Origin of the sequence: Rhodococcus sp. IEGM 1381 (genome assembly GCF_030056795.1) — a bacterium.
Classification (GTDB): domain Bacteria; phylum Actinomycetota; class Actinomycetes; order Mycobacteriales; family Mycobacteriaceae; genus Rhodococcoides.
In genome coordinates this window covers 2,003,413-2,024,855 of record NZ_JASHKQ010000001.1, presented here as the reverse complement: position 1 = coordinate 2,024,855, position 21,443 = coordinate 2,003,413, and the positions used below count along the sequence as shown (strand labels likewise).

General features: G+C 63.0%; 27 protein-coding genes. 14 read left to right on the top strand and 13 right to left on the bottom strand.

Annotated elements, in window-relative coordinates; genetic code table 11:
- Positions 1–105 precede the first annotated feature (105 nt).
- From QM797_RS09570 to QM797_RS09550, 5 genes are all read left to right on the top strand, one after another.
- Positions 106–702 (top strand): 5-formyltetrahydrofolate cyclo-ligase, encoded by a 597-nt coding sequence (locus QM797_RS09570; protein WP_283275115.1) that lies wholly within the window; start codon positions 106–108, stop codon positions 700–702.
- Positions 703–846: 144 nt separating this feature from the next.
- A complete protein-coding gene (locus QM797_RS09565; RefSeq protein WP_283275114.1) occupies positions 847–1,203 on the top strand; it encodes an FmdB family zinc ribbon protein in 357 nt (118 codons plus the stop codon).
- Between the two features lie 88 nt (positions 1,204–1,291).
- Positions 1,292–1,954, top strand: coding sequence for an SAF domain-containing protein (locus QM797_RS09560; protein ID WP_283275113.1), 663 nt, complete (start codon positions 1,292–1,294; stop codon positions 1,952–1,954).
- A gap of 43 nt (positions 1,955–1,997) precedes the next feature.
- Positions 1,998–2,474, top strand: coding sequence for a large conductance mechanosensitive channel protein MscL (gene mscL / locus QM797_RS09555; RefSeq protein WP_283275111.1), 477 nt, complete (start codon positions 1,998–2,000; stop codon positions 2,472–2,474).
- Between the two features lie 150 nt (positions 2,475–2,624).
- Complete coding sequence (locus QM797_RS09550; protein WP_283275110.1) at positions 2,625–3,122, top strand: hypothetical protein; 498 nt, start codon at positions 2,625–2,627, stop codon at positions 3,120–3,122.
- A 137-nt stretch (positions 3,123–3,259) separates the two neighbouring features.
- Here the strand turns inward: QM797_RS09550 and QM797_RS09545 are convergent, their stop codons facing one another.
- From QM797_RS09545 to QM797_RS09510, 7 genes are all read right to left on the bottom strand, one after another.
- Positions 3,260–3,709, bottom strand: coding sequence for a hypothetical protein (locus QM797_RS09545; RefSeq protein WP_283275109.1), 450 nt, complete (start codon positions 3,707–3,709; stop codon positions 3,260–3,262).
- A gap of 121 nt (positions 3,710–3,830) precedes the next feature.
- A complete protein-coding gene (locus QM797_RS09540; protein WP_283275108.1) occupies positions 3,831–4,604 on the bottom strand; it encodes an MspA family porin in 774 nt (257 codons plus the stop codon).
- A gap of 772 nt (positions 4,605–5,376) precedes the next feature.
- Positions 5,377–5,874, bottom strand: a complete 498-nt coding sequence (locus QM797_RS09530; protein WP_032377304.1) for a MogA/MoaB family molybdenum cofactor biosynthesis protein — start codon at positions 5,872–5,874, stop codon at positions 5,377–5,379.
- 89 nt (positions 5,875–5,963) lie between these two features.
- Positions 5,964–7,523: a S1C family serine protease gene (locus tag QM797_RS09525; RefSeq protein ID WP_283275105.1), complete on the bottom strand. Its 1,560-nt coding sequence runs from the start codon at positions 7,521–7,523 to the stop codon at positions 5,964–5,966.
- A 95-nt stretch (positions 7,524–7,618) separates the two neighbouring features.
- Positions 7,619–9,088 (bottom strand): HAMP domain-containing sensor histidine kinase, encoded by a 1,470-nt coding sequence (locus QM797_RS09520; RefSeq protein WP_283275104.1) that lies wholly within the window; start codon positions 9,086–9,088, stop codon positions 7,619–7,621.
- Positions 9,088–9,774: a response regulator transcription factor gene (locus QM797_RS09515; RefSeq protein ID WP_283275103.1), complete on the bottom strand. Its 687-nt coding sequence runs from the start codon at positions 9,772–9,774 to the stop codon at positions 9,088–9,090. The genes QM797_RS09520 and QM797_RS09515 overlap by 1 nt, the downstream gene beginning before the upstream one ends.
- A gap of 55 nt (positions 9,775–9,829) precedes the next feature.
- Positions 9,830–10,444 (bottom strand): trimeric intracellular cation channel family protein, encoded by a 615-nt coding sequence (locus tag QM797_RS09510; RefSeq protein WP_283275102.1) that lies wholly within the window; start codon positions 10,442–10,444, stop codon positions 9,830–9,832.
- Positions 10,445–10,558: 114 nt separating this feature from the next.
- On the opposite strand from QM797_RS09510, the gene QM797_RS09505 reads away from it, so the two are divergent.
- Together QM797_RS09505 and corA are read left to right on the top strand one after the other, a co-directional pair.
- Positions 10,559–10,840, top strand: coding sequence for a PASTA domain-containing protein (locus QM797_RS09505; protein WP_283275100.1), 282 nt, complete (start codon positions 10,559–10,561; stop codon positions 10,838–10,840).
- A 150-nt stretch (positions 10,841–10,990) separates the two neighbouring features.
- On the top strand, positions 10,991–12,007 hold the full coding sequence (gene corA / locus QM797_RS09500) for a magnesium/cobalt transporter CorA (protein WP_283275099.1): 1,017 nt from the start codon (positions 10,991–10,993) through the stop codon (positions 12,005–12,007).
- A 64-nt stretch (positions 12,008–12,071) separates the two neighbouring features.
- On the opposite strand, the gene QM797_RS09495 is transcribed toward corA, so the two are convergent.
- From QM797_RS09495 to mrf, 6 genes are all read right to left on the bottom strand, one after another.
- Complete coding sequence (locus QM797_RS09495; RefSeq protein ID WP_283275098.1) at positions 12,072–13,790, bottom strand: metallophosphoesterase; 1,719 nt, start codon at positions 13,788–13,790, stop codon at positions 12,072–12,074.
- Positions 13,791–13,952: 162 nt separating this feature from the next.
- Positions 13,953–15,134, bottom strand: a complete 1,182-nt coding sequence (locus QM797_RS09490; protein ID WP_283275097.1) for an RtcB family protein — start codon at positions 15,132–15,134, stop codon at positions 13,953–13,955.
- Positions 15,135–15,463: 329 nt separating this feature from the next.
- The gene (locus QM797_RS09485; RefSeq protein ID WP_283275096.1) at positions 15,464–16,528 is read right to left on the bottom strand and encodes a VIT1/CCC1 transporter family protein; all 1,065 of its coding nucleotides are present in this window, start codon (positions 16,526–16,528) and stop codon (positions 15,464–15,466) included.
- An 18-nt stretch (positions 16,529–16,546) separates the two neighbouring features.
- The gene (gene rpmF / locus QM797_RS09480; protein WP_283275095.1) at positions 16,547–16,714 is read right to left on the bottom strand and encodes a 50S ribosomal protein L32; all 168 of its coding nucleotides are present in this window, start codon (positions 16,712–16,714) and stop codon (positions 16,547–16,549) included.
- 3 nt (positions 16,715–16,717) lie between these two features.
- The gene (locus tag QM797_RS09475; RefSeq protein WP_283275094.1) at positions 16,718–16,978 is read right to left on the bottom strand and encodes a type B 50S ribosomal protein L31; all 261 of its coding nucleotides are present in this window, start codon (positions 16,976–16,978) and stop codon (positions 16,718–16,720) included.
- Entirely contained in the window at positions 16,975–18,207 is a 1,233-nt protein-coding gene (mrf, locus tag QM797_RS09470) for a ribosome hibernation factor-recruiting GTPase MRF (RefSeq protein ID WP_283275339.1), read from the bottom strand. Before mrf ends, QM797_RS09475 begins: the two co-directional genes overlap by 4 nt.
- Positions 18,208–18,344: 137 nt before the next feature.
- Between mrf and rpmB the strand changes: the two genes are divergently transcribed.
- The 7 genes from rpmB to QM797_RS09435 all read left to right on the top strand — a co-directional run bounded on the left by rpmB (position 18,345) and on the right by QM797_RS09435 (position 21,443).
- A complete protein-coding gene (rpmB, locus tag QM797_RS09465) occupies positions 18,345–18,581 on the top strand; it encodes a 50S ribosomal protein L28 (protein WP_032395753.1) in 237 nt (78 codons plus the stop codon).
- Complete coding sequence (gene rpmG / locus QM797_RS09460) at positions 18,578–18,748, top strand: 50S ribosomal protein L33 (RefSeq protein WP_170944568.1); 171 nt, start codon at positions 18,578–18,580, stop codon at positions 18,746–18,748. Before rpmB ends, rpmG begins: the two co-directional genes overlap by 4 nt.
- Positions 18,749–18,750: 2 nt before the next feature.
- The gene (rpsN, locus tag QM797_RS09455) at positions 18,751–19,056 is read left to right on the top strand and encodes a 30S ribosomal protein S14 (RefSeq protein WP_283275093.1); all 306 of its coding nucleotides are present in this window, start codon (positions 18,751–18,753) and stop codon (positions 19,054–19,056) included.
- A 14-nt stretch (positions 19,057–19,070) separates the two neighbouring features.
- Entirely contained in the window at positions 19,071–19,325 is a 255-nt protein-coding gene (gene rpsR, locus QM797_RS09450; protein ID WP_008719028.1) for a 30S ribosomal protein S18, read from the top strand.
- Positions 19,326–19,407: 82 nt separating this feature from the next.
- On the top strand, positions 19,408–20,334 hold the full coding sequence (locus QM797_RS09445; protein WP_283275338.1) for an AEC family transporter: 927 nt from the start codon (positions 19,408–19,410) through the stop codon (positions 20,332–20,334).
- A 46-nt stretch (positions 20,335–20,380) separates the two neighbouring features.
- Positions 20,381–20,845: a metal ABC transporter substrate-binding protein gene (locus QM797_RS09440; RefSeq protein WP_283275091.1), complete on the top strand. Its 465-nt coding sequence runs from the start codon at positions 20,381–20,383 to the stop codon at positions 20,843–20,845.
- Between the two features lie 25 nt (positions 20,846–20,870).
- Positions 20,871–21,443 carry a DUF1707 SHOCT-like domain-containing protein gene (locus QM797_RS09435; protein ID WP_283275090.1) on the top strand — a complete coding sequence of 191 codons (573 nt, stop codon included), beginning with the start codon at positions 20,871–20,873 and terminating at the stop codon, positions 21,441–21,443.

Sequence of the window (21,443 nt, the reverse complement as noted above, 5' to 3'; positions counted from 1 at the left end):
TGCTCACCCTATCCATGGTTTCTGGTGATCTGCTCGCCGTGTGCTGCGTTTTACCCCCGAGTGCATATCGTTGAACGACTGCACAGGAAGGGTGAGTGAACCGTTGTGAACGTTCCCGAATTCTCGGAGAACACGCCCAAGGATCATTGGCGGGCACATGTCCTCGCCGAACGCCGACTGCTCGACGATGCGCAGCGCGCGGTGGAGTCCTCCGCACTCTGCCATGTCGTGGCCGAGTTGGCGGCCGAACACCCGTCGGTGGCCGCGTACGTGCCGGTCGGCCGGGAGCCGGGTTCTTTTCAGATGCTCGACGCGATGGCCGCGGCCGGCTCCACCGTCCTGCTTCCGAGTGCGCACGAGCCGGGACCGTTGCGCTGGGTGGTGTACTCCGGGAGCGAATCGTTGGTGGCTGCCCCCTTCGGCCTGCGCGAGCCGTCCGGACCGATCCTCGATCCCGATGCCGTGGCGGCTTGTTCGCTGGTGCTGATTCCGGCGCTGGCCGTCGATCGGCGTGGCGTCAGACTGGGACGCGGCGCGGGGTTCTACGACCGAACACTCGACCTGTGCGGACCCGCCGCGATGCTGGTCGCGGTGGTGCGCGACAGCGAACTGGTGGACCGACTACCGGACGAGCCACACGACCGAAAGGTGACGCACGCGTTGACCCCCGGGGGTGGACTCGTACGCTTGGGTACGGAATAACATTCCGATTCGATTGGTTGGCACTCCTGACTGTAGAGTGCTAATGCTCTCCCCAGTTTCGAAGAACAGATAAGACACCGGCGGTGTTCGGCCTCGGCTCGCAGAGCAGCCAATCTCCTCGGTGACCAGCGCGGAGGAAACACGATGCCCACATACTCATACGCCTGCACCGAGTGCGACAACCGATTCGACATCGTCCAGTCCTTCACCGACGACACGTTGACGGTGTGCCCGGCGTGCTCCGGCAAGCTTCGAAAGCTGTTCAATTCCGTCGGCATCGTCTTCAAGGGCAGCGGCTTCTACCGCACCGACAGTCGAGGTGGCTCGGGCACGTCGAGCGAGGGCGCTGGCGAGAAGAAGTCCGATGCTGCCGCCGCGAAGTCGGACTCGAAGTCCGAGTCCAAGTCCGACTCCAAGCCCGCCGAGAAGAAATCTTCCGATTCGTCGTCGTCGAGCTCCTCGTCTTCGTCGTCCACCACGAAAGCTGCTGCAAGCCAGTAGCTTTCCGCTTCATCCACAGGCCGGGCCGTTATCCACAGCCCGGCCTTTTCGGCGTTCGAAGCGTCCTCGTCGGCGATAGCGTTCCAGCATGACCGCTCGCAAGAACCGACTCGACTCGACTCTGCTCGATCGCATCACCCTGCGGCCGGCGTGGGTCGGCTCCCCGAAGTTCCGGCGAGTGGCGGCAGGCGCATTGGTGGCACTTGCAGCGGTCTTGTTCGTAGACGAGGCTGCCGGCGACGACCGAGTCGAAGTGATCACCGCAGGCCGCGATCTGACGCCCGGGACGGTACTCACGCCGGCCGATGTGGTCATCAGCGACTGGGACTCCGCCACTGTCCCCGAGGGCGCACTGCTCGATACGGGCGCAGTGGACGGCCAGACGCTCACCGGGCCGGTACGAGCGGGCGAATTGCTCACCGACGTACGCCTACTCGGATCTCGGACCGCCACGACGGCACTGGGGACCGAGGCGCGCGTCGTACCGGTGCATCTCGCGGACGCGGGAGTGAGCGACCTGCTGCGTGAGGGCGATCAGGTCGACGTGTTGACCGTCGAGGTACAAGAAGACCCGAACGCCGTTCCCGCGGCCCGAGTGCTGGCGTCGGGCGCGGTGGTCGTACTCGTGTCCGCCGACGCCGGGGGCAGCAGACAACGAGATCGCGTGGTGCTGCTTGCGTTACCGACCGACGATGCGACGACGGTGGCCGCCGCGTCGTTGGTCAGCGCTCTGACGGTGACCCTGCACTAACGTTTCTCGAGACAGAACACACCGAAGGTTGGGAGAAGGGCTCATGCTCAAAGGCTTCAAGGATTTTCTACTCCGCGGCAACGTCGTGGACCTCGCAGTTGCAGTGGTCGTCGGTGCGGCATTCACCGCCATCGTCACCGCTTTCACCACCAACATCATCAACCCCCTCGTCGCGGCCGTCGGCGGCAGCAACGAACTGGGATGGGGCATCAAAATCCTGTCGGACAACGATGCGACGTTCATCAATCTCGGAGCCGTCGTCACGGCGATCATCAACTTCATCATCATCGCGGCAGTGGTCTACTTCGTACTGATCCTGCCGGTGAACACCGCGAAGAAGCGCTACGTCAGCAAGGCCGAAAAAGAACTGAGCGACGTCGACGTGCTGGTGCAGATTCGCGACATCCTTGCAGGGGGAAGCGCAGCAGGACAGAAACTGTCGACTGCGGCCGACACCACCGGAGGTAGCGGCGAGGCAATCGACGCCACGCCGGACTTGGGCAAGCACTCCAAGGACTGACTTCAATTTGCCCGCAGCTGCGGGCCACCGATACGAATGAATGCGCCATTCACGCAATGAGATTGCGTGACTGGCACATTCATTCTTTCGGGCATGCAGCAGGGTCATCCGTTTGAATGATCAGGTGGCGCAAACTCGACGCGAACAGTCGTGGGGATTTTAAGATCCGTTTACTTCGACGTCGCCAGGGATGTCGATCTTTACGAAGGGCTTCCCGTGTCAACACAAAAGGCAAAGTACGCGGCAACAGTCAAGCCATGGACAATCACATGCCTAGCTGCCAGCATCGCCATCGTTATCGGAAGCCTCGGACCGTGGGTGACCATTTTTGCCTTCAGCCAGAACGGGACCGAGGGCGACGGTGCAATCACGGTCGCGTTAGGAGGACTCGCAGCCCTCTTGTCGGTCGTTGTCATAGTTCGCGAGGGGAGGGCCTTGCTTGGGGACCGCTACATCACCCCCTTACTTGCCTTGGTTGTCAGCATCATTGCGCTCTACGACGTGGCGAACGTTGGGAATACCAAGGGAAACTTCATGGGCGCACAGATTGGCCCCTCGGTCGGATGGGGTTTGTGGCTGGTCCTGATCGGAGGACTAACACTCCTGGCCGCATCCATACTGGTGGCCGCCAAAGGCAAGAATCTGTAGAAACACGGTTGCCGTTTAAGTCGACACAAAACGAATCGATTCCTCGTAACGACTGAATGCGCCATTTACGCTGCCTAACAGCGTGAATGGCGCATTCATCCGTTCAGGGGATGCGATGGAGCGCAACCCGGGAGTACTCAGTTGGTGAAGGTAGACCGCGGGAGTTCGTCGAGGGTGATTGTGGTTGCGTCTGCTTCACATGCAGAGGCCACGGCCGCGGCGTTGTCGACGAAGGCCTTACCGGACTCGCTGTCCGTGGTCGAGAGTTCCAGAGTGTCCGCGGGCAGTGCATCCGCGAATGTCGTCAGCGAGGTTGCGACGTCGCCGGACGCGGTGCCGGACAGCGCAGTCAGCTTGTCGACGGCGGCTTGCTTGTCGGACGTCCACTTGTCGATGTTCTCTGCTGTCCCCGGCCCTGCTGCGACGAGTGCAACGAACGCGTTGTGATCGGCGGCGAAGGTGGTGCAGACATCGGTGTTCTCGCCGGTAGAAGCGGTCTCGTCGCTGCTGCTGCAGCCGGTCACAATCGCGACGGCAGCGGCCGCTCCAGCTACCAAGGCGGTGAACCGGGATTTCGGGTACGTCACTACGTGAACCTTCCTTGAAGTCGAACCATGCTCTAGCCGAACATAGTTCAGGCCCGCACGGAGAGATCCATGCGGGCCTGAACTGTATGAAGTTACTTCACCGAGCTACAACCGATCGAAATCAGTTGAGGCGAACCGGTGCGCCGTAGGTGACTGCGACGTCGCCCGTTGCGCTGGTGAGCGAAACGTACGGACGGATGGTGACATTGCCGAGGATCTTGGTGGCCGTGCCGTGCAGGTTGGCGATCTGGATGGAACCGGTGGTGCCGGCTGCGTCACCCTCGGAGGAGGTCAGGTCGGCTTCTTCGCCGACGACCGCGATCGCGCTCTCGGACTGAACGACGCCGGGGCCGGTTCCGAGGTTGATGAAGCCGGTGGCCTGAGGAATCAGGTCGACGCCGATGTCCAGGCCGCTGCTCGAGGTGGCTTCGGTGCCGATGGGTCCGACCGAAGGCGCGGTGCCGTCGAGCGGGAACTCAGCCGGGATGCTCGACTCGTTGCCGCTGGAGATGCCCAGGCTGGCGGTAGGCGAAGCCCACTCGACGTCGATGCCGCCGTCGAGGCTCAGCGGGTAGCCGATCTGGTAACCGATCTTGATGGTGCCCTCGAAGTCGTCTGCCGACGGACCCTGAACGTCCCAGGACGCGCGGCCGTTAGCGAACCACTCACGAGTGATGGGGCTGCCGTCGAGCGGAGCAACACCATTGATGAAGGTGTCGGACAGCGTCACCGTCACGGTGTTGCCGTCAGCGTCGACGATCGAGTTCGAGCTGTCGACAGCGGCGGAAGCGGTTCCGGTACCGAGTACCAGGCCGACTACCGAAGCGCTGGCAGCAACTGCGACGCTCATGGACTTGAGTCCCCGGCTGCGCCGCGACTTCTGGATCTCCGTCATTTATTCCTCATCATGTTCAGTCCCAGCGCGGTGTCGCACGGGGAAGCTTGTGGCTTTCACCCTCGAACTAGATCGCACGCAACGATGCGTACGAGCCCGAGCCAGATGGAGCCGTGAAGGCCACATCCTCGATCCAACTGTTCCGAGATTAAGGGCGCGGCACCTGTTGGTCCCACGCCCTGCTGTCGGAAGCTGAGGGGAACATTAGAGGAGATGCCTGACCGTGACAATCCCTAGGATCGGCGCCCAAACGTTGCCGACCCGTGATGTGTTTCGGCGGCGTGAACAACTTTCACAGCCGTGTTAGCGATAACCCGAGTCACAGCATCTCTCGGAGGCGTCGAACTGTTACATCGGCCTCATTCGAATAAACCGACCCTGATGTGGGAATACTCCGACGCAACCATGTCCGGATCATCGGAACAGTCCGGTCAGCGCGGCGTCCGCAACGTCCGTTTCAGAACTTTTCGTCCGGAGCTACTACCGAGTAACTCGCTAACGCTAGGTAAACGAGTAACTAACAGACCTGTCATTCCAGCCAAGAAAATGTGTCGTGGATCACATCAAAAGTAATGAGGTGGTCGCTGCTGCTTCAACCATTCGTCCGACTGCGAACCGCTCGAGTCCGCATCCGGGCCGTCGTTTCGCTCGTCCCCAGTCGTATCGGGGAGTACTTCGCCGAAGATGCGAGCGAGCCGGGCCCGTTCTGCTCGGGCCCGGCTCGCTTGGTCTTCGGCCGATCGATCGTCGTTCGGCTCGTTCATCGGTGTCGCTACGCGTCCAGCCCTGACAGCTCGGCGATGACCTGGCTCGCCAATGGCGTCAGTGTGGCCATGCCGTCGCGGATGGCAGCACGTGAGGACGCCAGGTTGACCACCAGGGTGCTACCGGACACGCCGACCAAACCTCTGGACAGGCCCGCATCCAGTGAGCCGGCTGCCAGACCCGACGAACGCAGCGCCTCGCTGATGCCCGGGATCTCGCGATCGAGTACCTCAGCGGTGACATCGGGCGTCACATCTCGCGGCGAGACGCCGGTGCCGCCGATGGATACCACCAGATCGACACCGCCGATCACCGCTGTATTGAGCGCGTTTCGCACGTCTACTTCGTCGGCAGTCACTGCAACAACGCCGTCGACGAGAAAACCTGCCTCGGTCAACAGTTCGGTGACGAGAGGTCCCGTCGAATCCTTCTCGGTGCTGTGCGCAGTCCGGTCGTCCACGATGACGACCAACGCGCGCCCTGCCAGTGGTGCGTCGAGTTCCATACCGCTCACCGTAGTAGTAAGGCCTCCACCCGGCTCACGCTGTGCATAAATCGTTGCAACCGTCCCGTGTCTGCCCGCTTCCCGCAACATCAGCGACCGCCCGGGAAGGAGGGAACCTGGAAGGGCAATTGCTGTTCCTGCTGCTGCGTCTGAGGCTGCTGCTGAGCCGCGGCAGGCTCTGCGGTTCCGAGCGTCACCGTCGCCGTCTTCTCACTGCCACCATCGGTGTAGGTGACGGTGACCGAGTCTCCCGGAGCGTGCGAGCGAACCGCCGCGATCAATGCGTCGCCGCTCGAGATGATGCGGTCGTCGAGCTTGGTGATCACGGCACCCTTGGGAATTCCTGCCGATGCCGCCGGGCCACCCTCGGTGGCCTCGACGACGGTGGCACCGTTGGCGTCGTCCTGCGACGGCACCTGGACCCCGATCATGGCCTGGGTCGCCTTGCCGGTGGTGGTCAACTCGTCGGCGATGCGCTTGGCCTGATCCACCGGTATTGCGAACCCGAGCCCGATCGAGCCGCTCTGCGCACCGGATCCCTCGCTACCGCCGAGTGTGGCGATTGCGGTGTTGATACCGATCAGCTGGCCGTCGGTGTTGACTAGCGCACCGCCGGAGTTGCCCGGGTTGATCGCAGCGTCGGTCTGGATGGCGTCGATGACCGAGTTCTGATTGCCGGACTCACCGGAGGTCGACACCGGTCGGTTGAGTGACGACACGATGCCGGTGGTGACGGTGCCCGCCAAGCCGAGCGGTGAACCGATCGCGACAACCTGCTGTCCTACTTCGAGATTCGACGACGAACCGAGTTCGATAGGCGTCAGATTGGTTTTGCCCTCGGCCTTGATGACGGCCATGTCCGACACCGAATCGGCACCGACGATCGTGGCGTCGGCCACCGAGCCGTCCGAGAAGGCAACGGTGAGTTTGCCGTTGGCTCCTGCGCCCGTCGCAACGTGGTTGTTGGTGAGGATCAAGCCGTCGCTGCTGAGGATGACGCCCGAGCCCTCACCCTCTTCCTGCGAACCCTTGACCTGAATCTGCACCACGCTCGGGAGAACCTTGTTCGCGACGGCCTGAACGGAGCCATCGGGGAAGTTCGCGGCCGGTTGCGCGGCTGTGACAGTCGAGTTCAACGAATTGCTGACTGCGCCACCGTTATTGTTCGCGTTGTTGGTCGCGATCGCGCCGACCGCGCCGCCGATTCCTCCGCCGACCAGAACGAGCGCGATGGCTCCGGCCACCAGCGCCGAGCGACCGGGCCGGGTCCTCACAGCACCCTGCGCCGAATTCGACTGCGGTGCAACGTGCTGCGGCTGAGCGTGGGCCTGCGTGGACGCCTGGGGATGACCTTGCTGGCCGTACGGCCCGTAGCCGGGCTGGTAGGCCCCCTGCCCGTAGCCGGCGTACTGCTGCGGGTAACCCTGCTGTGGCGGTTGCGACCCTGCGTTGTGGGGTTGAGTCTGCTGGGACGGGAACTGCTGCGTCGGGTGCTGCTGAGTGGAATCCTGCTGAGCCGGATTCTGCTGAGTCGGATGCTGCTGGGCCGAGTAGTTCTGCTCGTCGCCGCCCGAAGCCCGGTTTGCCGGATACTGCTCGGACCCGGCACCCTGTCCGGGCTGTTCGGATTCGTTACGGTCGTCACTCATCGTTGCTGCTTCCTTCAGTAGGGACCCAGAGGTCCGCCCGCCTTCTTGCTACTCACTGTGCAGGGCGGTACTGAGAGCGCGCTGAGATCCGGCTATCAGTTTGCCGAGAGTGTGCGGGGATCCGTGGCACTCTCGCCCGGCAGCACGATCCGAATGAGCGCACCGCCGCGTTCGGATACCTCGACCCCGATGGTGCCGCCGTGCTTGACGACCACCTGTCGCACGATGGCAAGACCCAGGCCACTTCCGGGCATCGAACGCGACGCCGTGGAGCGGTAGAAGCGCTCGAACACCAGCTCCCGATCTTCCTCGGGGATACCCGGGCCCGCGTCGTCCACCGTCAACTCGAGTAGACCATCACCGATCTGCCGCATGGCGATTCGCACCTCGCCGCCGCTCGGACTCCATTTCGCCGCGTTGTCGAGCACGTTCAGCACTGCCCGCGACAGTCCCGCCTGGTCGCCGTAGACGAACCACGGCATCAGCGTTGCGTCGAAGTCGATTTCGTTGCGGCGTCGGCGTGCTCGTTCGAGGCTCCGTTCGACGGCATCGGCCAGGTCGACACGCTCGAACACTGTCTCCGGTGCGTCCTCACGCGCCAGATCGACCAGATCTCCTACCAGCGTTGACAGTTCTTGAATCTGCGCCACCACGTCGGTTCGCAATTCGGCCATGTCGTCGTCCGGAATTGATGGCGCACCGGGGCGACCGGCCGCGATGAGCAACTCCATGTTGGTCCGAAGCGATGTCAACGGGGTCCGAAGTTCGTGGCCTGCGTCGGCGACCAATCTGCTCTGCCTGCCCCGAGATTCGGCGAGTGCACGGAGCATGGTGTTGAAACTCTCTGTCAGCCGAGCCAATTCGTCGTCACCGGTCACCGGGATCGGCGTCAGATCATCGGTACGCGCCACTCGTTCGGCCGCGGCTGTCAATCGAGCAATCGGCCGTAAACCGGTGCGGCCCACAGCCATGCCTGCTCCGGCAGCCAACACCACTCCGAAGCCACCGACGATCAACAGGACCCACGCCAGTCGATCGAGTACTTCTCCGGTGGGCAACAGCCGCTGTGCGACTACGAGTGTGCTGCCGTCCTTGGTGCGGATGGCCAACACTCGCTGATCATCGAGCGTCCGCAGCGACGATTCCTGATCTCCGCGCACCACGGCGAGTTCGGCGTCGCCGATCGGGACCTTGGGCCCGGGTGGGTTGTAGCTCGACATGTCCGGATAGATCAACGCCACGCTCACGTCGGTGCTGTACAACGTGGCACCGGCGACGAACCGTGGATCATAGGAAACAAGGGTCGACTCTGCCAATGCTGATGCACGAGAACGCAATTGCGTGTCCACATCGCCGTACAGTGCTCGTGAGACAACGGTGTACGCGGCAATGGCCATGACCGCCACCGCGATTGCGACGACCGAGGCGGCCAGCAGCGTCACCCGCCAGCGCAACGACACCGACCGAGTCAGCGGAGTCGGCGGCCGCATCGCTGCAGGAGGTCTCGTCGCGGTAGGCGAGCTTCCGCCGACGTCGGCCGTCTTACGTCCGAACGGAGCGACCATCACGGGGGCGTTTCGCGTAGGACGTACCCGACACCGCGAACGGTGTGGATCAGCCGCGACTCCCCCTCCGCCTCGGTCTTGCGTCGCAGGTACCCGACATACACCTCGAGCGCGTTGCCCGACGTCGGGAAGTCGTAGCCCCAGACTTCTTCGAGGATTCGACTTCTGGTGAGGACTCGACGCGGATTGGCCATCAGCATCTCGAGCAACGAGAATTCGGTTCGGGTGAGGCTGATGGAGCGTTCGGCACGCGAGACCTCCCGGGTGACCGGGTCCATCGACAGGTCCGCGAACGTCATGGTCTCCGAGTCGATGCCCGCCTCCATCGCGGTGCGCCGTAGCAATGCCCGCAGCCGGGCCAGTAGTTCTTCGAGCGCGAACGGCTTCGGCAGGTAATCGTCGGCACCCGCATCGAGACCGGCGACGCGCTCGGACACAGAATCCCGAGCCGTCAGCACGAGAATCGGCAGGTCGTCGCCCACGCTGCGCAAACGCCTGCACACTTCGAGGCCGTCGAGCCGAGGCATCATCACGTCGAGTACCAACGCATCCGGCCGCCCCGCCGCTACCTGCTCGAGCGCGTCGAGCCCGTCGACCGCCAGGTCCACGGTGTAACCGTTGAACGTCAGCGACCTGCGCAACGACTCACGCACCGCTCGATCGTCGTCGACCACCAATATCCGCATTCGTACAGTTTGTCCTGGTCGACTGAGATCTGTCTGAGAGGGGTACCTACTCCACCTAGGGCACGGGAAGGTTCCGTGCGAGCGGAAGGTTCCACTTCCGCCACAGCGCAAGCAGACGCAACCCCGTCGCGAGCACTGTTCCCACCACGAGTCCCACGTTCTCCGGCAGTGCCAGAACATCGGCCAACACGACGGTCGACGCGCCGAGCAACGCCGGCAGGGCATACAGGTCTCGATGTAGCAAAAGGGGTACTTCGTTGACCAGCACGTCTCGGATCACGCCGCCGGCCACCGCCGTCGTGGTGCCGATGAGAGCTCCTGACAGGGCGCTCCCGCCGGACGCCAACGCGATCGTCGCACCGGTCGACGCGAACAGTCCCATCCCGAACGCGTCGAGCACGAGAACGCCGCGTCGCACCTTGCCCATCTGTCGATGAGCACCGAAGACGGCCAGCGACGCACAGAAGCCGACGGTGATGTTCGGCCACGTGTCCAACGACGTCGGAGGGTGGATTCCGAGAAGCAGATCACGAATGATCCCACCGCCGATGCCCGTCGTGATGCCGACGACGCAGACCCCGAACAGATCCAACCGGCGGTGCACTCCGACCAGAGCACCCGACGCCGCGAAGACTGCGATACCGATGTAGCCGAGGAGGTCGAGAAGCATCGGATCAGCATGTCACGGGACTGACAGCAGGTTCACAGCAACATCCGAGGCTCGACTCAGCATCGGCGAGCAGGGTCGTGTCATCAGCGATTCCGCCTCACCGAGGAGAACATCATGCGTATCGGATTCAAGAAGACCATCGCCACGATCGCCGTAGCCGGTGCCCTCTCGCTCGGTGGCAGCGCCATCGCCCAGGCCGCGCCGGATCGGGCCACGATTCCTGCTGTCGCGGGCAGCTCGGAATCGGACGCCCTGCAGGCGCTCTCGGACGCCGGTTTCACCGACGTCACCACCGACTACGACCGCACCGACGCCACCGTGATCGGAACGAATTTCCAGGCCGGAACCAAGGTCAGCGAAAACGCGTCCATTCTGGTGATCGTCGGCAACGGCTAGCTCGACCGCAACAGGATCGACGTCGAGCAGCCGCTGCTCCAGGGCACGTGCGTGACATGCACTTGCTGCTGCGCCGCCACGTTGTTTCAGGCGATAGTCTCGATCTGGTGCCGTCCGGCACATCTGTTTCTCGAACCGAGGTGACCCGAAGTGCCGATCGTCGACAACGCCGTCTACGTCGAGGGGAAGCGAACCGCGAATCCCGAAAGCCTCGATATCACTTTCGAGTGCATGCGAGATCGCCACGGAATGGCATGGATTGGCCTCTACCGACCCGAGCTCAGCGAAATCAACGCTGTAGCAACCGAATTCGGGCTGCATCGACTGGCCGTCGAGGACGCCATTGCGGCCCATCAACGGCCGAAGCTCGAACGCTATGCCGAGCAGCTCTTCGTCGTACTACGCCCCGCCAGATACATCGACGAGACCGAAAAGGTCGAATTCGGCGAATTGCACATTTTTCTCGGCGCAGATTTCGTGGTCACCATTCGCCACGCCGAATCGCCCGAACTCGGCAAGGTGCGGCACCGGCTCGAGGAATCTCCCGAACTGCTCGGACTGGGGCCCGAAGCGATCCTGTACGGCATCCTCGACCAAGTCGTCGACGAATACGTTCCCGTCATCAAGGGCTTGCAAACCGACATCGACGAGATCGAGGATCAACTGTTCACCGGCGATCCGAGCGTGTCGCGCCGAATCTATTCGCTGTTGCGTGAGGTATCCGAATTCGATCGTGCTGCCAAGCCTTTGGTCGATATGATCGAATCGCTCAAGCGTGGGTCGGACAAGTATCACGTCGACGTCGAATTGCAGCGAAATCTTCGCGACGTGCTGGACCACGCGATCCGTATCTCGGACCGCATCGAGGCGTTCCGGTCCAATCTGCAGAACGCGATGACCGTGCACTCCACCATGGTGGCGCAGCAGCAGAACGAAGAAATGCGCAACATGACCCAGGTCAGCCTAGAACAGAACGAACAGGTCAAGCGTATTTCATCATGGGGCGCAATACTTTTCGCGCCCTCGCTCATCGCCGCCATCTACGGCATGAACTTCGACGACATGCCCGAGTTGAAATGGCAGTTCGGCTACCCACTCGCACTGGTTGCCATGGTGATCTGTTCCAGCGCACTGTATGTGGTGTTCAAACGCCAGAAGTGGTTGTAGAGCGGCTTCGCCGCATGTGCATGGAACTTCGTAGCAGGGGTCGAAGTTCCATGCACATGGGGACCTAGGACGAGCCGAATATCGGACCCACCGGGATGTCTCGCTCGAACGTCAGCCGATCGAACTCGTTGCCGTATTCGTCGATGGCACCGATGGTCATCGTGCTGGCCTTGATGCCCGGAATACCCGGCACCACATCGACTCTGACGAACGAGTAGTTGAGGAATCGCACCCGAGACCAGGTGATGGACTCGGCCGACTTGGTGCCGTCCGGTGCCCATACATAGCTGTTCGGAACTGCCGTGTCGGGTAACTCGTTGCCTCGGTAGCTGACGCCTTCGCCGTCCTGGAACGTGTACCTGGGACGACCGCCTCCGCCGACGGTGTAATACACGGTGCCGTCGGTCTTTCCACTGACGGTCGCATTGTCTCCAGCGACCCGCGTCGCGCGGTTGCCACGGATGGGATCGGTGCGCTCGAAGACGTGATTGTGAGCCTGGAGCACCACATCCACCTCGTATTTGTCGAACAGCGAAACCCAGGCGTCGCGCACGCCACCGTCGCTCGCGTGGGTGGACGTCGTCGAATACGCGCAGTGATGGAAGAAGCAGACGATGAAGTCGATGTTCGGATCTGCCCGATACTTCGCGAGAGTCTGCTCCACCCAGGTGTTCTGGGCTCCCCCGCTGTACCCGGTGTTGGCCTTGATCTCGTAGCTCACGTCGTTCGCGTCGAGCGAGAGAACGGCGGTGTTGCCGTAGACGAACGAGTAGGCCGACGGACATCCCTTGGGCCCGGTGGTCGGCTGATCGAGCCGCGCGGCGTGGCCGCCGTAGCCGTCGGGGCTGTACAGCGCCTCCATGTCGTGATTGCCGGTGGCAAACAACCACGGAGCGGTGGACGCGCTCGCCTCGATCGCCTGAAAGTAGCCGTCCCAGACGAAGGGGTTGAACTTGTCGAACCCCTTCGGCGGTGTCTGTCCGTGCTTCGCGAACTGGGGAGGAAGTCCGGCACCGGATGGGTCGGCGTACGCGATGTCGCCGGCCAGGATATGGAAGTCCGGACGCGAGGCCTCGATCGCGCGATTGATGTTGCGCGCGTGCTTGACCGATGGTTCGTTGTCCGCCTTGTAGTACAGGTCGTCGTAGTCTCCGGCCACCAGACCCGCCGGCTGCGATGGGGTTTCGTCGACGCCCTGATCACCCATCATTGTGAACCGGAACGGAGCGATACGACCGGTCGGCAGCGCCGGAGACGCGCTCCGGATGTCGCTGACGAAGCCGTCGGCGGTGCGCCAGCGGTAGTAGTGCGGCAGCTTGGGCGTCAGATTGTCGACGGGTACGTGCACGTAGTACTGCTCGGCCGAGAGAATCCCACCGTCGGTCTGCGGCACCTGGCTGATCAGGTTGCGCACCTCGGCGGACGTCGTCGCGCCCAGTGCCGGTGTGGGGCCGTGGTCGAGAAAGACGCCGGTGAGACCCGGGTTACGCGAGAGTTGAGCGGAGAACCGCAGCTGCGTCGCCGGGTCGTTTCCGAATCCCATGTGCCGTCCGGCCACGGCCAGCGGGGCGTCCTGCGCATAGGCAGTGCGAGCGAACACCGAATTCCCGACGCCTACCGCGGCAGCCGTCGCGGCCGCTCCCACCAGGAAATTTCGTCGACTGACCGGGTGCCGCCGCAGGAACGACCGATGCCAGTCGTGCTGCTCGGCCATCGTCATGTTTTCGGCGAGCGTGCCCGGGATTCCGGTCGCGACTGTCTCGCCTGCGGGATTGAGCGTCATGAATCGATGGTGACCGCAGTGCCCCCTCGCGCGCTGAACAGAACGGAGCACTTCAGGTGAACAGACGGGGAACAGCGATGCACAACGGGACGAACGCGGACAATCCCGCCATGCCCGGAACTTCGTAACCGCGACGAAGTCCCGGGCACGACGAGAAAATGCTCAGGTCCCCTTGACGTTGAGGATCTGCCGCAGCTCGTGCTCGATGTTCACCAGGTCGCGGGCGTCCTCCATCACGACATCGATGGACTTGTAGGCGTCCGGAATCTCGTCGATGAAGTCTGCACTGTCCCGGAACTCGATCCCCTTCATTCGCTCCTGCAGGTCCTCGTGGGTGAACCGCTTCCTGGCCTCGGTCCTCGAGAACTGCCGACCGGCACCGTGAGGAGCCGAGCACAGCCCGGCCCGTGAGCCCTTACCGACGACCACGTAGGAACGAGTTCCCATCGACCCGGGGATGATCGCCTTGACGCCCTCGTGTGCGTCTACCGCACCCTTACGCGTAAGCCACACATCCTTCTGAGCATGAATTTCCTTCACCGTGTAGTTGTGATGGCAATTGATCCGCTCGACCTCGCGATGATCGTCGGTTCCCATCCACTCGGCGAATACCGCACTGAACCTGTCCATCATCTCGGCCCGATTGAGGTACGCGAAGCGCTGAGCCCACTTCAGTTCTCGGAGGTACTGTCCGAATTCATGGGAGCTCTCTGGCAGGTAGGCCAGATCCTTGTTGGGCAACGGGATCCACCACTGCGCACACAGACGCTGTGCGATCGCGATGTGCTTCTTGGCGATCTTGTTGCCGACACCCCTCGACCCACTGTGCAGAAACAGCCACACCCGATCGGTCTCGTCGAGGCACAACTCGATGTAGTGATTTCCGCCGCCCAACGAACCGAGTTGCTCACGCCACTGCGGTGAGTGGTTCAGCTCGACACCGTCCTTGGCCGCCAACTCCTCGAGCTCGACCAGCTTGGGCGCAGTGAACTCCCAACGATCGACACCGACGTTGTAGTTGCCGGGCGAGAGGGGGATGCTGGCCTCGATTGCGAGTCGAAGATCCTTCAGGTTCCGTCCGTCGAGGTCGCCGAAGGTGAATTCCGTTCGGACGCCGATCATTCCGCAGCCGATATCGACACCGACGGCGGCCGGAATAACAGCGCCCAGCGTAGGAATCACTGTTCCTACGGCGCTTCCCATACCGCTGTGGGCGTCGGGCATCAGAGCGACGTGCGGATGCACGAACGGCATCGATGCTGTTTCGCGAGCCTGCTCGAGCGTATTGTCCTCGACCTGTGACGCCCAATTGAGCAGCCGTAAGCCCACCTTGTTCGGGGGCATGATGTTCCTTTCTGCCCCCTCCACGAGAGAGCTATTCGATGGGTCGCTTCACGAACTGTGCCTGTTTGCAACGGAGAGCAGCACGTAGTTCGGGCGAATATGCGCGCAGCACAATGCTCAGTCCGGCTCTCGTATCGAGAGTCGCACAGGGCAGACAAGTGGCACGCATGGCGATGACCCTATCGAGCGAAACGTGTCCGACGCGAGCGATTTACGTCGAACGGCGAGGATGGAAGGGACGCGGGACGGAGTGCACGGTATGGGCATGCGCGAGCGGGATCCCGTCGATGGGGCCCAACAGTGCGCAAGCTTGCCCAAGACGCCGGTCCCTAGACTCCCCCACCGAATGCGAGTCCCAGCAGATACGTCGCCCCCGCCGCGCCATAGCCGATGGCCAGCTGTCGCAGTGCACGTTTGACGGGCGGGCCACCGCTGAGGAGGCCCACCACCAGGCCGGTGCAGATCAGTGCCAGCCCAACAAGGACGGCCGCAACGGCAAGGGCCACATAGCCTTCGAGACCGAACAGGTACGGCAACACCGGGATGACGGCACCCGAGGCGAAGAAGCAGAAGCTGGCTCCGGCCGCGCCCAGTCCGGTTCCGACGGACTCGTGCTCGTCGACGTCGGGGGCCATCTCATCGTCGGTGGGCAACGACTGCAACACTTCCGACGCTTTGGCGTCGGCCTCCTCGTGTGTCATTCCCCGGGCCCGGTACACCAGCGCCAGTTCGTTGGCGTCGACGTCCAGATGCTGCACGGCATCGCGCGCCGCACTGTCCGGGGACGACGCCTCGAGCAGTTCACGTTGCGAGCGCACCGAGACGTATTCGCCCGCACCCATCGACAGCGCACCGGCGAGCAGGCCGGCCAGCCCGGTGACCAGAACGATCTGATTGGACACCCCGGAACCGCTGATGCCAAGGACCAGAGCCAGGTTGCTCACCAGCCCGTCGTTGGCACCGAATACTGCAGCCCGAAACGTGCCGGACAGCCGATTGCGACCACGCGCGGCGAGCGCTCTGATGACCTCGGCGTGAATCTGCTCGTCCGCGGTCATCGCCTCTGTTGCATCGGCGTCCGTGGCGTACGGTGAGCGAGTCTCGGCTCGCTGCGCCAACGCGAGTACGAATACCGAACCGAAGCGACGCGCCAGGACACCGAGGATTCGAGTGCGGATGTCGCCTTTCAGCGGCATGCCGACCCGTTCACCCAGCAAATTTCGCCAGTGCTGCTCGTGGCGGCCTTCCGCATCGGCGAGCTCGAGCAATATTTCTCGCTCCTCGCCGGTGCGTCGGCCTGCCAGATCGCGATAGACGGCGGCCTCGGCCCGCTCGTCGGCGAGGTATTGCCGCCATCGCTTCACGTCTTTCGCTGACGGTGCCATCTGACTCATCGGACAAACGTACTGGGGTCAGCTCGGGTCGTACACCCCGGACTGCACTGCTTTGACCAGTCTGCGGGGAACCCGAAACTCCGCGCCCTGGAAACGCACCGTCACCAGATCCGGCGCGACGGCTTTCCACTGGGCGCGACGACTCCGCGTGTTCGAGCGTGACATCTTCCTCTTCGGAACAGCCATGGCTCAGAGGTCCTTTCGGCTTCGACGGCCGTATCGCTTCTCGAACTTCTCGACGCGTCCCTGGGTGTCCATCACGCGCGCGGCTCCGGTCCAGAAAGGGTGCGATTCGGACGAGACGTCGACGACGACCAGCGGGTAGGTGTTGCCGTCTTCCCACTCGGTCTCGCGAACCGACGTAACGGTCGATCTGGTGAGAAACTTGTTTCCGGTACTCGAATCCTGAAACACCACAGGGTGGTAGTCGGGATGGATGTCTGGCTTCATTCTGTTGCCTCTCGTGACTGTTCTGCGTACGGGGATTCACTGCTCTCGCAGGGGTCTTCGTGCCACTGGCCGAACGGGTCGGTCCAGGTGGACCACAAAGCGGGGTCGGTCATCTCGTCGTCGGAGACCAACGCCCACTGCAGAGTGCGGTCGATCTCGGTGGGGTCGGCCTGATGGATCAAAATCACCAGGGAAGTGTCTCGATCACCGAACTGCTCGTCCCACCGCAGCGCTGCCATCGCTCGTCGAGTGGTATCGATACGCTCTTGTTGCACCGGAGTCATTGCAGCAAGCCACTTTCCGGCGCTCGCCACCCGCAATCCGCCGCCGGCTGATTCGATCCACAGCGCCTCGTCGGGCTGCGTCGCAACCCAGGCCCGTCCGCGGGCAGTGACGACGCCGTCGAGCAACACGTCGATGGCCTCGTGCAAACGTTCGGGATGAAAGGGCCGGGTTGCGGTGAATTCGACGAGTGCGACTCCGCAGTCGACCGTCAATGGGGGCTGACCCCGCAGCAGCGGCGAATGGGCATCGATGATCGCACCGCGCCGGGCGTCGGCGGGCACAGACGCGAGAAGCGCCGGGGCGTCGACCATTGCGTCGTGAGCGACCCAGACAACAGGTGCGTTCGGGGCCAACCGCGCGAGGACAGCAGAAAGCCGAGCACGTTCCCACGCATCGACCTCGGGACCGGCGGTGACGACGAGGGCGTCGGCGTAATCGACCTGGCCGACGACCAACTGCGCGACGGTTCGATCGTCGTCACCACTGGCGACGACGCCTCGATCGGCCAACGCGTCGTCGCCGGTGGCGTCGGCCAACCAGGTTGCGGCATCGAGGCAGCCGATCACGGCATCGATACGCACATCCCGCGAGGCCGGGCCGTCGATCTGCCCGACGACGCCCGCCACGACGACGTTCTCGACGGCCCAGCACAACGCCTCGGGTTCGAGTGCGGGGTCCATCGCGAGCACGATGCGATCGACACTGCTGCGCGTCGACAGAGCACGCAGCAGCGGCAGCAGGTCCTCGCGGAGCGTGCAGGACACACAGCCGTGCGCCAGTTCCAGGATGGTCTCTCGGGGATTCTCGCCCAGTACAGAGAGCGTGCGCCGCACGACGCCCTCGGTGACGCGGCTCAGGTCGTGGCGGACTGCAACGGTCCCGGGCGCGAGTAGCGACGTCACCACTGCGTCCATGGCTCCGGTCCAGCCGGAGACGAGGACCATCGGGGTTCGATCGTCCGGTGAGTTGTTCACGAGCACCCTTCTTCTCGACAACGATTTTCATTACCTACGAATGCACGCTACATTCGTGAACACGCTTTGTCGAAAACGATTGTCATAACGGCAAGAAAGGAGTGCTCATGTCTGCGCACTGCCAAGTCACCGGCCGCACCCCCGGCTTCGGAAAGTCGGTCTCGCACTCCCACGTGCGCACCAGCCGCAGGTGGGACCCCAACATCCAGCGCAAGACGTACTACGCACCGAGCCTCGGCCGACGCGTCACCCTCACCCTCTCGACCAAGGGCATCAAGACCATCGACCGCGACGGCATCGATGCCGTGGTCGCCAAGATCCGCGCACGTGGGGAGAAGATCTGATGGGCAAGAGCACCGACGTCCGACCGATCGTGAAACTCAAATCGACTGCCGGTACCGGCTACACCTACGTCACCCGCAAGAACCGTCGCAACGACCCCGACCGCTTGGTGATGAAGAAGTACGACCCGGTCGTCCGCAAGCACGTCGATTTTCGGGAAGAGCGTTAGTTATGGCGAAGAAGTCCAAGATCGAGAAGAACGAGCAGCGCAAGGTGATCGTCGCCCGCTGGGCAACGCGTCGCGCGGAGCTCAAGGAGATCGTTCGCAAGCCCTCGAGCAGCGATTCCGAGCGCGCACGGGCCCAAGCAGCACTGCAGCGTCTGCCACGCGATTCGAGTCCGGTACGATTGCGCAATCGTGACGCTGCGGATGGACGTCCGCGCGGTTACCTACGGAAATTCGGGCTGTCCCGCGTGAAAATGCGCGAGATGGCACACCGTGGGGAGCTGCCAGGCGTCCACAAGTCGAGCTGGTAAGGGAAAAGGTAGAGATGGCAGTCAAGAGAGCACCGTCGAAGAAGGTCCGCGCAGAGGCGGGTCGTCGACCGAAGAAGAACCCGTTGAATGCCGCCAAGGTCACCACGGTGGACTACAAGGACATCAACCTTCTTCGTCAGTTCATTTCCGACCGCGGCAAGATCCGTAGCCGTCGGGTCACCGGGCTCACCCCGCAGCAGCAGCGCCAGGTCGCTGTCGCAGTGAAGAACGCTCGTGAAATGGCATTGCTGCCGTTCACCAGCCGCTGAATCAGCTTTCGAGAAAGGCCACGTAGCCATCCGGCTACGTGGCCTTTCTGTCGTTCCCTATCAAGAGATGAGCACTTCGACGATGTCCGGCGTTCTCGAAGGCTTCACCGTCATTTTCGTGGTCATCGCACTGGGTTACCTGCTGGCACATCTGAAAGTGCTCGGCGAGCATGGCCAATTCGTCCTCAGTCGTCTCGTGTTCTTCGTCGCGACTCCGTCACTGCTGTTCGTCACCTTGGCGAACTCGGACCTGTCGGTCATCCTCTCGCCAGTGTTGGCCGTCGCCGGCTCCACTGCACTGCTCGTCGGAGCCATCTATTTCGTCATAGCGAAGCTCGCGCTGAAACGGGCCGTGCCCGACGCGACTGTCGGTGCGCTGGCAAGTTCGTACGTCAACGCCGCCAACCTGGGCATCCCGATCGCCGTGTTCGTACTGGGCGACGCCAACTTCGTCGCTCCCCTGCTGCTGTTCCAGATCATGATCTACACGCCGATCGCCGTGACCATCCTCGACATCTCCACCAAGATCGACGAGGTCTCACTGTTCAAGACCATAACCACACCGTTCAGAAACCCGATCGTGCTGGCCGGAGCCGCGGGGCTCGTTCTGTCGATCACGGGATTCGAGCTGCCCGAGGCGTTGATGCAGCCGTTCCAACTCGTCGGAAATGCGTCCGTACCCGGCGCTTTGCTCGCCTTCGGTCTGTCCCTCTACGGTGCCCGCGTACTGCAGAAGGGCATCAGTCCGCGGCGGGATGTTGCCTTGGCAACAGTGTTCAAAATGGCGCTGCAGCCACTGCTCGGCTACCTCATGGCCCGGTTCGTCTTCGGTCTCGACGGTCACGACCTGTTCGCCATCGTCGTCGTGTCGGCACTGCCCACCGCGCAGAACGTGTTCGTCTTCGCCAGCCGCTACCAGCGCGGAGTGGTACTCGCCCGTGACACTGCGTTCGTGACCACGCTCGTGTCGATCCCCGTCATCGCACTCGTGACGGTGTTCCTCGCGTGAGCCGAACACAAAGGTTCTCCTCAGCTCCCGGCGCTAGTTTGGAAGCATGAGGTTTCTCGCTGCAGGTGTCATGTTGTGCCTGCTGCTGGCGGGCTGCAGTACGGCCTCCGGTGGCGACGAGGACACAACGCCCACGGTCGGTTCCACCACACCCGTCGGCCACATCCAGCAGCCCAGCGCCCCTCCGGTTCCACACGAGGTTCCCGTCGGCGACGTCGGCACGATGTTCGAGCCGACTCCTGACCTGATCCGCGCCACCACCACTCCCTTCGAGTCGTGGAGCCAGGTTTCCCCCAACACCATCGCGGTGCACTTCGTGACCGGAACTCCGGAGTGCTACGGGGCCGACGCCACGGTGACCGAGACCGACTCGACCGTCACCGTCGAGTTGCGCACCGGCACCAGGCCCGACGCTGCCGACAAGTCCTGCATCATGGTCGCTGTCTACGCGACCATGCAGATGACATTGGCATCGCCTCTCGGTAGCCGCACCATCCTGAATGCGGCCTGACCGCTACGCAGGTAGGGTCCGAGCGGTGAGCGATCATCTCCCCGACCGAGATCGAAGCCGAGTACGGGCTGCCGACGCAGACAGGAACCTCGTCGCGCAGTTACTCAGCGATGCTTTCGCGAACGGCCAGCTCACCGTGAGCGAGTACGACGAACGCACTGCCGCGGTGTACCAGGCCAAAACCTACGGCGAACTGGATCTGCTGACCGGCGATCTGGCACTGACTCCGCCTCCCGCGTCCGCACCGTCGGGTGGTTCCGCGAACGACCGCGTGATCGCGATCATGAGTGGTGCCGTGCGCAAGGGAGAGTGGGCCGCCGCGTCGCGCATCGATGCGTTCGCCTTCTGGGGTGGCATCGAACTCGACCTACGCCGAGCCTCGTTCTCCGCAGCCGACACCACCATCAACTGTGTGGCCATCATGGGCGGCATCGAGGTCACCGTGCCGCCCGGAGTGAGCGTCGAAGTCCGCGGCATGGGCATCATGGGCGGTTTCGAGCACGTCAGCGCGACGCATCCGGGTGCGCCGCGCGTGATCATCACCGGCTTCGCTTTCTGGGGTGGCGTCAGCGTCGATATCAAGGCTCCCCACAAGTGA

Coding starts and splice junctions, on each gene's coding strand:
- QM797_RS09565 (WP_283275114.1), top strand. CDS start 847: ATGCCCACATACTCATACGCCTGCACCGAGTGCGACAACCGATTCGAC.
- QM797_RS09510 (WP_283275102.1), bottom strand. CDS start 10,444: ATGCTTCTCGACCTCCTCGGCTACATCGGTATCGCAGTCTTCGCGGCG.
- QM797_RS09485 (WP_283275096.1), bottom strand. CDS start 16,528: ATGAGTCAGATGGCACCGTCAGCGAAAGACGTGAAGCGATGGCGGCAA.
- rpsN (WP_283275093.1), top strand. CDS start 18,751: ATGGCGAAGAAGTCCAAGATCGAGAAGAACGAGCAGCGCAAGGTGATC.
- mrf (WP_283275339.1), bottom strand. CDS start 18,207: ATGGTCCTCGTCTCCGGCTGGACCGGAGCCATGGACGCAGTGGTGACG.
- QM797_RS09490 (WP_283275097.1), bottom strand. CDS start 15,134: ATGCCCCCGAACAAGGTGGGCTTACGGCTGCTCAATTGGGCGTCACAG.
- QM797_RS09475 (WP_283275094.1), bottom strand. CDS start 16,978: ATGAAGCCAGACATCCATCCCGACTACCACCCTGTGGTGTTTCAGGAT.
- QM797_RS09560 (WP_283275113.1), top strand. CDS start 1,292: ATGACCGCTCGCAAGAACCGACTCGACTCGACTCTGCTCGATCGCATC.
- QM797_RS09525 (WP_283275105.1), bottom strand. CDS start 7,523: ATGAGTGACGACCGTAACGAATCCGAACAGCCCGGACAGGGTGCCGGG.
- QM797_RS09495 (WP_283275098.1), bottom strand. CDS start 13,790: ATGACGCTCAATCCCGCAGGCGAGACAGTCGCGACCGGAATCCCGGGC.
- QM797_RS09530 (WP_032377304.1), bottom strand. CDS start 5,874: ATGGAACTCGACGCACCACTGGCAGGGCGCGCGTTGGTCGTCATCGTG.
- QM797_RS09520 (WP_283275104.1), bottom strand. CDS start 9,088: ATGGTCGCTCCGTTCGGACGTAAGACGGCCGACGTCGGCGGAAGCTCG.
- rpmF (WP_283275095.1), bottom strand. CDS start 16,714: ATGGCTGTTCCGAAGAGGAAGATGTCACGCTCGAACACGCGGAGTCGT.
- rpsR (WP_008719028.1), top strand. CDS start 19,071: ATGGCAGTCAAGAGAGCACCGTCGAAGAAGGTCCGCGCAGAGGCGGGT.
- QM797_RS09440 (WP_283275091.1), top strand. CDS start 20,381: ATGAGGTTTCTCGCTGCAGGTGTCATGTTGTGCCTGCTGCTGGCGGGC.
- QM797_RS09540 (WP_283275108.1), bottom strand. CDS start 4,604: ATGACGGAGATCCAGAAGTCGCGGCGCAGCCGGGGACTCAAGTCCATG.
- rpmB (WP_032395753.1), top strand. CDS start 18,345: ATGTCTGCGCACTGCCAAGTCACCGGCCGCACCCCCGGCTTCGGAAAG.
- QM797_RS09505 (WP_283275100.1), top strand. CDS start 10,559: ATGCGTATCGGATTCAAGAAGACCATCGCCACGATCGCCGTAGCCGGT.
- QM797_RS09515 (WP_283275103.1), bottom strand. CDS start 9,774: ATGCGGATATTGGTGGTCGACGACGATCGAGCGGTGCGTGAGTCGTTG.
- mscL (WP_283275111.1), top strand. CDS start 1,998: ATGCTCAAAGGCTTCAAGGATTTTCTACTCCGCGGCAACGTCGTGGAC.
- QM797_RS09445 (WP_283275338.1), top strand. CDS start 19,408: ATGTCCGGCGTTCTCGAAGGCTTCACCGTCATTTTCGTGGTCATCGCA.